General features: G+C 60.3%; 6 protein-coding genes. All 6 read left to right on the top strand.

Annotated elements, in window-relative coordinates; translation table 11 throughout:
• Positions 1-19 precede the first annotated feature (19 nt).
• Positions 20-3,424 carry a hypothetical protein gene (locus PWF70_RS12150; RefSeq protein ID WP_286352609.1) on the top strand — a complete coding sequence of 1,135 codons (3,405 nt, stop codon included), beginning with the start codon at positions 20-22 and terminating at the stop codon, positions 3,422-3,424.
• Positions 3,421-8,190 (top strand): DEAD/DEAH box helicase, encoded by a 4,770-nt coding sequence (locus tag PWF70_RS12145; RefSeq protein WP_286352608.1) that lies wholly within the window; start codon positions 3,421-3,423, stop codon positions 8,188-8,190. Before PWF70_RS12150 ends, PWF70_RS12145 begins: the two co-directional genes overlap by 4 nt.
• A gap of 40 nt (positions 8,191-8,230) precedes the next feature.
• Positions 8,231-9,396 (top strand): IS3 family transposase gene (locus PWF70_RS12140; RefSeq protein ID WP_085948641.1). Its coding sequence is split into 2 segments (ribosomal slippage): positions 8,231-8,515 and positions 8,518-9,396, totalling 1,164 coding nucleotides; the frame shifts between segments, so codons are not numbered across the junction.
• A gap of 306 nt (positions 9,397-9,702) precedes the next feature.
• Entirely contained in the window at positions 9,703-11,496 is a 1,794-nt protein-coding gene (locus tag PWF70_RS12135) for an alpha/beta hydrolase family protein (protein WP_286352607.1), read from the top strand.
• A gap of 57 nt (positions 11,497-11,553) precedes the next feature.
• Positions 11,554-13,608 carry an AAA family ATPase gene (locus PWF70_RS12130; RefSeq protein WP_286352606.1) on the top strand — a complete coding sequence of 685 codons (2,055 nt, stop codon included), beginning with the start codon at positions 11,554-11,556 and terminating at the stop codon, positions 13,606-13,608.
• On the top strand, positions 13,605-14,906 hold the full coding sequence (locus tag PWF70_RS12125) for an McrC family protein (protein WP_286352605.1): 1,302 nt from the start codon (positions 13,605-13,607) through the stop codon (positions 14,904-14,906). The genes PWF70_RS12130 and PWF70_RS12125 overlap by 4 nt, the downstream gene beginning before the upstream one ends.
• Positions 14,907-14,942 lie beyond the last annotated feature (36 nt).

The following is a 14,942-nucleotide window of genomic DNA, read 5'->3' as shown; positions in this document are numbered from 1 at the left end:
ACCAGCGGGAGGTAACACAGTGAGCTCCTATCTAGCGGACCAGGCTAGTGATGAAGAGTTTCGAATTCGTCAGGCACTCAGGGATGTTGGGCTGTTCTTCGAGCTCAACCTGGACGAGGACGAACTACGTCGTGCTCAAGAGCTCTTTGGTCGCCTCGTCACGCGTGAGAGCGGCAAAGGCACGCAAGCCACTCTCATTCGGAGATATCCCGCACTGACATTGACAACGATGATTGGTCACGCCGGTCTGTCGTACGAGCAGGGTCGATATTGGGACAGCTTTTGGGACGAACTTGGGGTCGACCGCGACCAGGAGTTCGAAGGACAACTTCGACATGCGCTACCCGAGTTACTGCGCAAGTTCGATCTTCGCGAGTTCCCGGAGTTCCCCGGCCGGACCTATGTCATGTCCATGGCACTGCATGCCGGGATTCCAGTGCACTGCCTCACCGACCTCATCGAAGTTATCGAGGACCATATCCAGCAGGGGCGCGACGCCACCGGCGCGGCTTTGCTCGAGTGGCTCACGGAACCCGGCATGGAACACCGGCTGAGCCGGCTCGATGTGCCAGTCCGGAACTTCCTTGAACTTGGCGGCGAGACCGCGGTCAACATTCTTGACCGGATCATCGAGTTCCTTGTCTTCACCCTTGAGAAGCCCGAGGTCTGGAACGACCTCGAGCTCGAGACTGCGACCACGGGACTGCCTACCCTCATCCTCAACGGCTTGATCGCGCGCATTCGAGACCACCCGTTCCTCGCGGACGTCGACGAACGCACCACTTCGCGAGCACTTCGACGCCAGTCAGGTCCGCTGGTCGCGTACTCCGTCGACGATGACGAGGTCGAGGTCCACGTTCCCTATCCCTTGTCCGACGGAGACCTCCCGTGGAAGGTCACGTTCAGTGGCGTCACGCGCGAGATCTTTGCTGAACGAGGATGGGGTAACGAGGACGGCGACAATCCACTGACGCCAGTGGCGATCACCAGCCCCTCTCGCGAGGTGACGATCCGCCACGACGCATCGGAAGCAACCTATCGAGTCGCGATCTTCGACTCCGGTGATCCGCTTCTACTGTTCACGCCCGACGGCCGCTTCATCCCACGGCATAGCACTCTGCCCCGCGGGCTTGTGCTCGCGATGCATCCCAAAGACGCGGCAGTGCTCGACGCGGTGACACGTGAAGAACTTCGCGCAGTCGATGACGTGCGTGTGCCGTCAGGGTGGACGGGGTGGCGTGTACACACTCTGAATCTCACGAATCACTCATCAATCCTCGTTGTGCGTACAGGTCAGGATGGCTCGGTCCGTGGAGTCAGGTCGGTCGGGTCGCCATCTTTCGTTGTTGGCAAAGCGCTTCCTGGACTGTTCACGCCCGCCGGGCTGAGTGTCTACGCGGACCTTCCCACGGTCGATCTTCCGCCGCATGTCGGTTCTGAACCTGTGACCTGGCAGGTAAAGACCCGTCGGGTAGGTGACCACGCGTGGCTGACCGACTGTGACTGGCAGTCAGACACTGAAGAGACAGAACTAGACCCCTTTGACGGTGTCGAGGAGGCGCTGCTGGGTCAGTACGAAATCGTTGTCAGCGGTGACAGGGGTCCCGACCAGCGGCTTGTGCTGTTCATTGCTGAAGGTCTGACGATCGACTACGAAGTGCCGTTCCGACGTCCTGTCGAAAGCGGGTTGACTCCGACGATTTGCCTGATCGGTTCTCAGTTCGATCTGCCGGTCGACACCGAGGTCCTCGAATTCGGGCCGAATGATCGAGAGAACGACATCAGAGTGGGCACCGCCGGCCACGGTTTCAAGCTTTTGGTCCGTCCGCCGCACTTTGAGTTCCGAATCGACACGGTGGGGTCACCGGCACAGTGGCGTTCGTCCCCTCTCGCCTTGTCGTCTGCTGACCTGGAACAACACTCCATCATCGCTGTTCGTGTTCCCGCGGCATCGCGAGTGGTCTTCGCACTGCTGGATCAGCAAGGGGAGACACTCCAGAGCGAGGTCCAGGAACGTGGCTCCAACGATGTCTTTCAAGTCGCATCGCGACGGTTCGTCGACACCGCGCGCGGCGCGGAAGTTTCTCGCCTGGTTGCCATCGTTGAGACGCCAGACGGAGTCGTCGACGAGATCACGCTTGCCGACATTCGTCCTGCACGACTGTGTAGTGCCATCTCGCTTGATGGCCAAGACCTCGTCTTCAACGATCTCGCCCACATACAGGACCTCGGCGTATGGGTATGGGCCGCCACGGCCCCTTGGAAACCAGTGCAACGCCTCGTGATCAGTGGTGGTCGAGCGCTACTTTCGGATAGCCTGCGTGATGCGGGTGACCTCATAGCCCAAGTCTTCGTCGACGATCCGTTTGCAGTCATCTCACGACCTCGACAGCCTTCCAGTGACGCCATGCGAGTACGCCAGCCGGGCTGGGTACGAGACTCAGATCAGGTTCTCGACGAACTTGCTCAATATCTGGCCGGTGAAGGGAAGGCCCCGCTCGTCGCCGAGGCAGCCGCCGGTGCATGGGCGGCTTTGACACTCCTTCGCTGGGACAGGTCCGATTCCAAGTCGCAGCACCTCCGCGGCGGGTTGGTGCGGATCCTCGGTCGAAATCCTCGGTTCGCGTTGGAAGCGCTTGGGAATAGCGTTGTCTCGCAGGACGAGATGATGGGCCTACTGATCCGAACTCACCTCGTCGACTATCCGTTCTCTGCAAGCTTCACTCTGAACGACATGCACCCGAATCCTTGGATCGGGTGCATGATTGAGATCGCTGATCTGCCAGCCTTGCGAGAAAAGGCCAGCACTGTGGCCACCGAGCGCGCTGAGACGCTCGGCTATCTCCGGGCGCAGGGTGGCGACGACCTCATGGCGCTGCTGCAGTCGGGCAAGATGGTTAGACCAGGTGCTGGTGTGTTCTCCAGAGGTGATCTTCCCTTGCTGCAGAAGAGCGTTGAGGAGGTTTCCCAGATCTACGAAGACTTGCGATTAGTTCCGGGGCCACTGCTTGACGCTGACACGCGAACCAGCGCCGCCTTCGAAGTCTTTCGGAGGCGTCATGAATGGACTGCTGACCCGATTTCGCGAGAACTCCCGAGCCATGTCACCAAAGCGCTTGCAGCGGTGAAGGATTTATCGCCGGCACTCTACGACGTGATCGCGTCTCGCGATGAAGGTTTGGACGGCGTGGATACATTCGAGCACCCATGGATGATGCTGCCGGCGCAATCGCTCACCCTAGCTGCAGTTGCACGACTGGAGTCGCGCGGAGAGTTCGAGTACCCGCCGATGACTGCGGATATGCGCAACGCATGGGCTGTGCTGGCCGATTACTTCCCGGAGATGGTCGCCGGTGACTTACTAATAGCCGAGGCGCTTACAGCACACCTGACGTATGGAGACTTGATTGGAGAAGGCGAATGAGCGCCCGTCTTGACCCGCTCGCCGCAGGAAGCGCAATCGAGGAGAGCTATCGGCGCTATCTCAAAACGCTTCTCGCGCCGCGGGACCCACAGCTAGCGCGGGCATTTGATAGTGCGATCGACGGCTCGACGCTCCTCACAAAGGGTCCTCTTCTCGAGGTGACGCCACCGTACGCGCCGGGCGCATCGCTGGCCGACTTGATCGACGATGGCACCTTGCACCGTGACTTCTCTTTGTTAGACAGCGATGCGTTGCCGATGACTCGACCGCTGTACCGGCACCAGGAGTCTGCGATCCGGAAGGTTACCCGCGGACGAAATCTCGTCGTCAGCACCGGTACAGGATCGGGGAAAACAGAGAGCTTCTTGGTTCCGATACTCAACTCGCTCATGGAGGAGCGTGCGAACGGCACGCTGGGGCCGGGGGTGCGCGCCTTGCTTCTATACCCCATGAATGCTCTGGCCAACGACCAACTGAAGCGATTGCGCGGGTTGCTTAAGGGTATGCCCGATATCACCTTTGGTCGCTATACCGGAGAGACCGAACAAACTCGACGTGATGCGGAGTCGACCTATCGAGCGGCGAACCCCGGTCAAGAGCGCTTGCCCAACGAGCTACTCAGTCGCGAAGAAATGCGGGCCAATCCGCCGCACTTCCTACTCACGAACTACGCGATGCTTGAGTACCTGCTGCTGCGGCCAGCTGATCTCGATCTGTTTGACGGCGAGCATTCCGGAACGTGGCGCTTCATCGCGTTGGACGAAGCCCATGTCTATGACGGTGCGCAGGGAGCAGAAGTCGCACTACTATTACGCCGCCTCCGGCAGCGCGTTGGTCGTGATCGTCCGCTTCAATGCATCGCGACTTCCGCATCGCTCACGGGAAAGACTCCTGAGACGCAAGGCGAAGAGGCGACGACGTTCGCACGCAACCTCTTCGACGCGCCTTTCGAGTTCGTTGCGGACGACCCGGAACGCCAAGACCTTGTCGTACCGACGCGTCTTCGACGGAGTGATGCTCCCACTTGGAGCATCGACGATGCGGACTTGTTCCGGTACGCGCAACCAGACGCCGACCTCGAGAGCCTCGGTGCTCACTCCGGCGGCGACATGGCTGACGCGCTGCACACCGAGAAACACGTCAGTGACCTGCAGGCGATTCTTGCTCGGGGGCCGGTGACGGTTCAGGAACTAGCACCGCAGCTGTGGCCAGGCGCTAGTGACAGCGCAAAGAAGCTCGAGGCACTCGTTGCACTTGGTTCGAAAGTACAAGACGCAGGCGGAAATCCCGTCCTGTCCGCGCGATATCACTTGTTTGTGAGGGCGACGGAGGGCGCGTTCGTGTCCTTCGCAGATGACGGACCCAAAGTGTTTCTTGGCAGACACGAAGTTGATCCTGACACAGGCCGAGCAGTGTTCGAGTTCGGTACGTGTCAGCGATGTGGCGCAGTGCACCTTGCCGGCGATCGAGAAGCCGTCCAGGGCCGTGAGTTTTTCCGTCCGGCGAAGAAGGATGGGCAGGTGCGGTGGTTGGTTCTGACCGACGCGCCCGGCGAATCGGTTGTTGATGAAGATGAAGCAACGTTGGCCCAAGACGGAGAGTCTGAAGCAGACACTAATCTCAAGTACCTGTGCGCCGGATGCGGAGCCCTTGGCTCTGACCACTGCGCAAATCCCGAATGTCCTGGCGGACCAGCGCTTCGGGTTCGTGAGCACACGCGGACGGCAAGCGTGATGAGCAAATGTACCGAGTGCGGTGCGCGGTCTCGCCAGGTCATCCGCAGGCTCCGTACCGACACGAACGCGGCCCCCGCTGTTATCACTACTGCTCTGTATCAACACCTTCCGCCGGCCACCGACGAAACCGTGGAAGAAGTCGGAGAAGGCCGCAAGCTCCTGATGTTCTCGGACTCGCGCCAGGCCGCCGCGTTCGCGGCACCGTATCTGGGTAAGACCTACGGTCGAATGATCGAGCGTAGGTACCTCACAATGGTGCTTGCCGACCCCAAGTACCAGGGCGAACAACTGTCCGCTGAGGACCTCGCGGACTACGCCGCCCGCAAGGCGACTGACGCCTACTACTTCGAGGAGACCGCGACACGCGCCACCGTCAAGCGCACGGTCAATCCATGGGTCATGGCGGAGTTGATGGCTCTGGACCAGCGTCAGTCGCTCGAAGGGCTGGGACTTATGGGTGTCCGGTTGTTCCGGTCGCGTCGTGCGCAGCTCCCGCCGGCGTTTGCAGCACTTGGGCTTACTGATGAGGAAGCCTGGGGACTCCTTGATGAGTTGGTCAAGATCGTCCGGCTGCAGGGCGCAATCACCTTGCTCGACGACGTCGATATCAAGGCAGAGATCTTCGAGCCACGGAACACACAGATCCGGATTCGATCGATGAACTCGGATCCAAAGAAGCGGATTATTAGCTGGCTTCCGGCCGGTAGGCCGGGGACGACTAATAACCGAATTGCCTTCGTTCGCAAGGTACTGACTGACCTCGGAGCGGACATGCCCGCCGAAAAGCTTCTCGACGGCTGCTGGCGCTTCCTCTTGGACCAGAACGCGTTCCGGCTTGTAGCCGACAAGTCAGCCGGTGATGTCTACCAGGTTGACCACAACATGTTGCGCATCGTCCCCGGCTCTGATTGCGACTGGTATCAGTGCTCGTCATGTCGACGGCTCACGATCAACAACATTCGCGGCTTGTGTCCTCACGGAGCCTGCGACGGCAAGTTGCAGACCTTTCTCGTGCCCACGGTCGAAGACGACGCGAATCACTACCGGACCCTGTACCGCACGATGCGACCTGCGCCGCTCACCGCGAAAGAACATACGGCGCAGTGGGAACCGAAGGCGGCGGCAGCAATCCAGCGCGAGTTCATTGACGGCAAGGTGAATGTCCTATCCTGCTCAACGACATTTGAGCTCGGCGTTGATGTGGGCGACCTGCAGTCGGTGGTCTTGCGCAACATGCCACCGAAGACGTCGAACTATGTCCAGCGTGCGGGTCGAGCCGGTCGCCGTGCCGCATCCGCAGCGCTCGTGTTGACCTACGCCAAACGCAGCTCGCACGACCTGTCGAAGTACCAGAACCCAGAATCCATGATTGCTGGGGAGATGCGCATACCGTGGATCCCCATCGAGAATGAGCGCATCGCGCGCAGGCACGCCCACTCAGTCGCACTCTCGGCCTACTTCCGCTCTCGGTATGAAGCAGACGGTGTGGCGTGGAAGTATGCAGGCGAGTTCTTTTCGCCGGCTGAAGGTGGTCAAGATTCGCCCGCTTCGCAAGTAAAGCACTTCCTGAATCCCGTTCCTAAGGCTGTGGATTCGGCTGTTCGTAGGGTGCTTCCGCCGTCGTTGACGGCGGCAATTGGCGTCGACGACGGGAGTTGGGTCGAAAAGCTGTGTGACCTGCTGGCGATTGCGGAGCAGGAGATTCAGGCCGACATCGCTATTTATCATGGGCTCATCGAAGACGCGGTAGCCGCGAAGAAACTGTCGTTCGCTGGGCGCCTACAGAAGACACTCCGCACTATCGAGAGCCGGCAGCTACTTGGGTTCCTCGCCAACAAGAATGTATTGCCCAAGTACGGGTTCCCGGTCGACACGGTGGAACTCCGTACTCTGCACTGCGAGAGTGACGTTGGCGCTTCACTCGAACTCTCGCGAGATCTGAGCCAAGCAATCTACGACTACGCACCTGGCAACCAGGTTGTCGCAGGCGGCAAGCTATGGACCTCACGCGGCCTGAATAAGCTTCCGAAGCGTGAGCTGGTCGAGCTGAAGTTTCGGACGTGCGGCACCTGCGGTCAGTTCCAGTGCGGGACTGACCTCGACCTGGATGAGGCATGTCCAAGCTGTAGTCAAAGCTTCCAGAGGGTTCGCACCTTTGTAGTACCCGAGTTCGGATTCGTGGCCGACCGAAAGGTTGAGGACGTCAAGCCTGAGCCTCCTCAGCGCCGCTGGGGAGGAGACAGTTACGTCGAAGATCTCGGCGATGTCAGCGACCCGTTCCCGTGGTCCTCGACGGGCGGCGTCGAAGTCGAAGCCCGCGCTGGAACGCGCGCCCGAATGATCGTCATTTCCGACGGGGGAGGACGTGGGTTCCAGCTCTGCGGTCGGTGCGGATGGGGTGCTCCAGCCACAACGAAACCCACGGGTGGTGGTCACCAAAGGCCGACAACTGGCGCTGCTTGTGATGGATCTGTTCGCATCGTGTCGCTCGCTCATCGGTATGAGACCGACATCGCGGAGTTTTCGTTCAGTTCGGTGTCCTACGACAAGGCTTCCGAATCACGCTGGCTGTCAGTGCTGTACGCGTTGCTGGAGGGAGCGTCGGAAGCGCTCGAGATCAGCCGCGATGACATTGACGGCACGCTGTCCTGGACTGGCGACGGGCGTCGAAGCATCGTGCTGTTCGATACTGTGCCGGCGGGCGCCGGCGCTTCGAAGAGCATCGCCGAGAACCTGGACCGCGTAATCAAGTTCGCGGTGGACCGGGTGGCCCGTTGCGATTGCGGCGTCGAGACGTCGTGTTACGGATGCCTCCGATCATTCCGAAACGAGAAGTATCACGATCAACTCTCACGTGAAGGAGCCCTCGAGATCTTCGCGGCACTCAAGGTTGAGGGGTCGACAGACCTCGTCGATGGCCCCTGGGGTGAGACCTTGGCGTTCACTTCGCCGGTTGTAGTCGAGCTTTTCATGTCGCTAGCTGCACGGGGTGTGGCGAAGGGGGCTGGTGCACGAGTAGGTGACATCTGATCTGGCTTGCCCTGCCGGGCGGCCTGGAAGGATGCCAGCTGTGCCCAAGCCCTATCCCCAGGAGTTCCGCGACGACGTTGTCCGCGTCGCCCAGAACCGTGAAGACGGTGTGACTCTCGAACAGATCGCTGCCGACTTCGGTATCCACCCGATGACCCTGAACAAGTGGATCCGCAAGGCCGACGTGGAGGCCGGGATCAAGCCCGGCACCACGTCGGCCGAATCGCGTGAGCTGCGCGAGGCCAAGCGGCGTGTGCGCCTGCTTGAACAGGAGAACGAGGTCTTACGCCGGGCGGCGGCGTACCTGTCCCAAGCGAATCTGCCGGGAAAAGGTGGTACCCGCTCGTGAGTGAGCTGGCCGCTGACGGCATCCCCGTCACGGTGGCGTGTCGGGTACTCAAGATCGCTCGCCAGCCCTACTACCGGTGGCGCAAGAACCCGATCACCGACGCCGAGCTCGCCGAGGCGTACCGGGCCAACGCCCTGTTCGACGCCCACCGCGAAGACCCGGAGTTCGGCTACCGCTACCTCGCCGACGAGGCCGAAGCCGCAGGCGAGAAGATGTGCCGGCGGACGGCGTGGCGGATCTGCTCCGCCGGCGGCTGGACCAGCACCATCAGCAAGAGAGGCCGCGGCAAGCACCGCAAGGCCGGCCCGCCTGTACACGACGATCTCGTCAAGAGAGACTTCACCGCGCCCGGCCCCAACGAGCTGTGGCTGACCGACATCACCGAGCACTGGACGGCCGAGGGCAAGCTGTACCTGTGCGCGATCAAGGACGTCTACTCGGGCCGGATCGTCGGGTACTCGATCGACTCGAGAATGAAGTCCCGCCTGGCCGTGGCCGCCCTGAACAGCGCTGTCGCCAGGCGAGGGGACGTGGCCGGCTGCGTTCTGCACAGCGATAGAGGGTCTCAATTTCGTTCGAAGAAGATGCAGAAGGCCATCACCCGGCACGGCATGCTCGGGTCGATGGGCAGGGTCGGTGCGTGTGGTGACAACGCGGCGATGGAGAGCTTCTTCTCGCTGCTACAGAACAACGTCCTCGACCGTCGATCCTGGGCCACCAGAGACGAGCTCCGGGCCGCCATCGTGCACTGGATCGAACGGACCTACCACCGCCGCAGACGACAGGACCGCCTCGGCAGATTGACCCCCATTGAATTCGAGACCATCATCAACCACGAGGCCCCTCAGGCCGCGTGACTAACCCTGTCACCTATCCGTGCACCAGGCCCAAGCCGGAGATTGGTGTCGAGGTTGGAGAGCACTACTGGCCAGTCGAAGCCCTATGGGAACGGACCAAGGTCGTACTTGTGGAAGGCCTCGACTCAGAGCGCGATGACGACCTCAAGAACGCGGGCTACACCGTTGTACAGGCGGAGGGCGCGGACGTTGATTGGCTCGTAGAGCTACTGGGCACGAACTGATCAGACCAACAGCCATGCGTACGAGGACTTCTCCAGAAGAGGGACCTTCGGCGCGAGGACAGCACATCACGAAGGAGCGAGGGTGAAGATTGTTTTCCTGCACGGAGTCGGCGACGGGAATCCTAAGTTGGAGTGGCTGGACGGCCTCAACCGCGGCCTGGCCCGTATCGATGCTCCTCAGGTCAGCCCCGAAGCGGTCATCGCGCCGCGCTACTCGCACCTGTTGAACACGGACGGGATCAAGTCCAAGCACCCAGGAGTCACTTACAAGGTCAAGAATGACCATGATTCGCGACGCGCGTTCGAGCGTCGTCAAGCACGTGTGCAGCGAATGCTCCGGAGATCGAGTGATGTTCGAGTCTTCGGGCTAAATGACGTACCGGACGTGGTTGTGGAAGCTGTTCAGGCGGCGGGCATCAGCGTCGCGCCAGGATTGGTGCTCAAGCAAGTTCGGAGATACTTATCTAATGAGGACCTCCGCGGCGCGGTCCTCGGCAACATCCTCGATGATCTGCCTAGCTCGGGGGAGATCGTCCTTATAGGCCACAGCCTTGGAAGTGTCATCGCTATCGACCTGCTCGATCACCTACCAGAGCAACTTCATGTAAAACGTTTCATTACTATCGGAAGTCCTGCAGGTTCCGAGCCCCTTCACCGGGGGAGTGACCGGATCTTGAAGCGCTTCCCGTATGCGCGTGTGGACGACTGGTCGAACTTCCTGGACCCTCGCGACCCTGTTACCGCCGGCCGCGGACTCGCCCGGATCTTCCCCGGTGCGCAAGATTTCCAGATAGGCGGCGCTGCGAAGCATTCCGCCGACCTCTACTTACGGCACCCAGCGATAGCGCGACTCGTCAGCGAGACGATCCATGGCGTCACCGCGTCAACTGAGACTTCCGCGGAGAACGCCGTGGTACTACGACTTGGCGATCAAGAGGCAGGATCGCTCCTCGCTCTCGCGTACGCGAACAATGTCGCGGCCCACATCAGTGACAAGGACACGAAGGACCGTTACGAAGATGCGCTCGACGTATTGCAAGACAACTTCGTCCAAGAGTTGCTTTCAGTAGTTGGCGAGGGTCGCCAACTCCCGCCGGAATTCGCAGAGTTAGCCAAGGGCAGGGTCCCATCTTTGCCACGTCGTTGGGACCTGACCGAAGCTGTAACGCAGGCAGTTGTTCTCGCATTCACCAACGCGGTTGACCCCTACGAGATCGAAGTAGGGGAAGCGCGTGTGAAGTCCTTGCCAAACCTGTTTGTCGAGTTGGGTTTTCGAAGCGGTATCGGGGATAAGGTCAAAGACGCGGTCACCGAGGTAACGGACTGTCTCAACGGTGACAAGGGACTTTTTGGCACGAAGACACGAATAATGATGGCGGCCGCAGGCGTAGCTCTTCTTGCGGCAGGTCCCATCGGATTGGCCGTCGCGGGTTCGGCAACTGCGGTCGGCGCCGCGGCAATTACCAGTAGCCTTGCTGCCTTCGGACCAGGGGGCATGGTCGGCGGCCTCGCGATGCTCGGTGGTCTTGCTTCCACTGGAGCGGTTGTTACGACGGCTGCGGCGACCGTCCGTGGTGGCGCGCCTCGCGTCTCACTAGATCCGACGAGCATCGCGATCCAGGTCGCTACCGCACACGCACTGAAGAAAGTGGGCGAACCCCACGACGCGGACCTCTGGACGCGTCTCGCGCTCGCTGAAAGCCAGATCTCGGCTCAATTGAACAGGCTCTCGACTTTCAGCGACGAGAAGGCGCCGGCGAAGGTGCAGCTCGCCAATACTCTTTCGGTGGTGGAGAAGCTGATGCAGTTCATGCGCGACAACCATCTGCTGCCTCAAGAGCTGGAAACGATAGAGGCGGAACTGGCGATTAGCTGACATAGAGACGCTGCCGTCGACAGCCTCGATGAACGACAACCGTCAAAGGAGCTCGAAGTGGAGTTCGAAGAAGCTATATCTGCCGGCCACCCGAACCGTGACGAAGCCCTGAAGAAGAGGCAGTCTGAGCAGCACGCGGCCTTCCTTGAGCGGTTTCCGTTGGGGGCCTGGCGTGACATGTCGCTTGAGGATTACGCGCTCAACGCCGGCAAGATTCGCAACAACTACTCCTACTTCCTCGAGTGGGGCACTCCCGAACTCGGCAGTATCGCAGGCGGTAGCGCGCACAAGCACGTCCTCTTTCGCCGGACTACCGGCGAGTGGGCGTATCCGAGCGGATACTCCAGCGTTGAGGAAGCATGGGACGCCTTGCGCGACGGCTTCAACCAGATGTTTGAGATCGCGGAACAAGGTGATTGGACATCGACGTCCGAGATCGACATTCTCCGTGGCGCTAAAGTTGTTCGGCTCAAGTCGCTCTACCTGTACTTCTCCGAGCACGTACTACCCATCTACAGCCAGAACCATCTAATGCACTTCGCCCGGGAGTTTGGGCTCGACACTTCGGGTGACGCAATCGATATCAACTTGCGGTTGCTGCGTCACCTTCGTAGCTACTCCGAACTCGAGACTCGAGACTCGCTGGATTTCATCGGCTTGTTATATTCCTGGTCCCCACCTCCAGGTTCGCGGAGCCCGAAGTACTGGAAGATCGCCCCGGGGGAACGCGGGAGGTTGTGGGATCAATGCGTAGAGGGTGGCTACATTTGCGTCGGCTGGGACGAAGTCGGGGACTTGTCGCTATTCACGACGAAAGACGACTACACTGCAGCGTTCACGGAGACCTTCGATGACATGTACCGAGGGCACAAAGCGACGATTACGCGCAAAGGTAGAGAACTCTGGCGGCTGATGGAGATCGCCGAGGGCGACAAAATTGTCGCGAATCGGGGGACCTCCGAGGTGCTTGGAGTCGGTACAGTGACGTCCGCGGCCTATCAGTGGCGGCCAGAACGTCCCGAGTACAAGCACACTGTGAACGTAACCTGGGACCTAGCTGCACAGCACGAACTGTCAGAACCCGTCAAACGGTGGGCGACGACCACGATCGCCAAGATCCCCAGCACTCACCTCGACCAGATCCTGGATCCTGAATCCACTCCTGAATCCAATCCTGTGCCGGCGCCGATCGCCGTCGAACCCGAAGCCGAGGCAGCATTCACCCGGTGGAAAAGCATCCTCGATCGAAAAGGGCAGCTGATCTTCTACGGACCTCCCGGCACAGGTAAGACCAGGGCAGCTAAGCAGTTTGCCGAGTGGATGCTGCAGGATCAGCACACCGCCCGTAGCGCTGATCAATTGACCGAGGTGACCTTTCACGCGTCCTACGCATACGAAGACTTCATCGAGGGATTCCGCCCGATGCCTGGCGAGGCCGAGCTCAAACTTGAACTGCGAGACGGCATCTTCAAGCAGGTAGCTAGACGAGCGGCAGAAGACGCCAGCCGGCGGTACGTGATAATCATCGACGAGATCAACCGAGCGGACGTACCGCGCGTGTTCGGCGAGCTAATGACGGTGATCGAGCGAACGCGACGTGGCGATGACGTCACGCTGCCGACCAGCGGCGAACTACTTTCGATTCCGTCGAATGTCATCGTCCTCGGCACCATGAACACAGCCGACCAGAGCATCCGCTCACTCGATGCAGCGCTGCGCAGGCGTTTTGGATTCATTGAGCTTCTACCTGACCCTGATCTCCTGGCTGACACGACAATCGACGACCTGCCGCTTGACCAGTTCCTCCAGCAGCTGAACGATCGAGTCGCACGAATCGCGGGTCGTGAACGACAGATCGGACACTCGTACTTCCTCGACCACGACGAACCTATTGAGTCCGCGGAGGCATTCGGTGAGGTGATTCGCACCGACATCATCCCGCTGTTACAAGAGATCGTCTACGACGACTATGCGCAGCTCCGCGAGTTCCTCGGAAGTGAGATTGTTGACGCAGGTGCGTCCCGGCTCAAGCAGATCGTCTACGACGACACCCAGCTGGTCGCCGCTCTCGCCGACAACTACGGACTCAAGATCAGGTCTACTCCTGAATGATTGAGCTCACCGAGTACTCTCGCGAACTCATTTCGCTGCCGTCGATATCGCTCGACGATCAAGAGCGGATGAGTCAGGCGCTCGGCAGCAAACTGGCGGTCGAATGGCTATCTGACGAGCGGGTAGAGGTTCGAGCCACCTCGTTCGTCGGTAGCGTCGACCTGACTCCGGATTTACGCGTGCGAGTCGTCCCGAAGCTTGCAGGCGGGAGTCTTGGCGTCCTCACGATGTTGGCGCTTACCAACGGTTGTGCGATCCGAGACTTGCCGCAGTACCTTCGAGGGCTGTCCGCGGACCCCACCGAGGATGCGGCTCAACTGCTGTGCCGGCTGGTCGTCGCGCATACCGAGGTGCTCGTCTCTCGTGGGCTGATACGAGACTATCGCAGCCACACGGATGACCTGCCTTTCTTGCGGGGGCGGCTCGATACGTACAGGCAAGCAACGGTGTACTATGGGAAGTTCACTGCGCTGGCATGCTCATTCGACGAATTCGACTTCGACAACATCGAAAACCATGTCCTGCTCGCAGGGGTGCGCACCGCACGCCGTGTCGCCTCGGACGCACAGGTACGGCGACGGGCTGCAGCACTCGAGGAACGACTCAGCCAGATCGCGCCCACACTGCCTTCGACCAGGACGTTACTCGAAACGTTAGTCGTCTACGGGCGCCGGACAGAGCCGTACCGCGCAGCGCACACCTGGTGTCGAGCGTTGATCGATCTAGCTCGGCTTGATGACGCCACCGACTCGGTCCTGCGGGTGGAGACGTTCCTCATCGACATGAACCGGCTCTTCGAGCAGTTCATCGAATGGCTGATCGCCCAAGTGGTGCCGGCACCAGGGGGCGTCATGCAGACCCAAGAACGCAACTCCTCGCTGATCACTGTCAACGGGGTTTCGCGACGCTCGATCGCTCCAGATATCGTTCTGCACAGCGGCATTCGTCAGTGTGCGATCGACTCGAAGTACAAGCGGTACGACGACAAGAGCATTTCTAACGAAGATATTTACCAGCTTCTTCTGTATGCGCAGTGCTACCTCGGGTTCACTCATACACCGACGTCGTACCTCATCTTCCCGGCCTCTGGGAGCGAGGGTTCGGAGATGACCGTCGAGCTGGCCGTTCCCAGCGATGGAGGGAAACGCAAGGTCCGTGTGCACGCGGTAGGGATCCCGCTGGCAGCAATCGTCACCGGAGTTCGTCGCGGCGAGACTGAATGCCTCGAGGCGATTGTCGGCTCGCTACGCGAGATACTGTCCGATGTCGTGCCGAACGACCCGAGTATCTCGGGGTGAAGTACGGCCGAGAACACAGCCTCGACTCGAGCTACG

Origin of the sequence: Gordonia sp. Swx-4, assembly GCF_030316175.1 — a bacterium.
Classification (GTDB): Bacteria; Actinomycetota; Actinomycetes; order Mycobacteriales; family Mycobacteriaceae; genus Gordonia; species Gordonia alkanivorans.
This window is presented reverse-complemented; position numbering and strand designations above follow the sequence as displayed.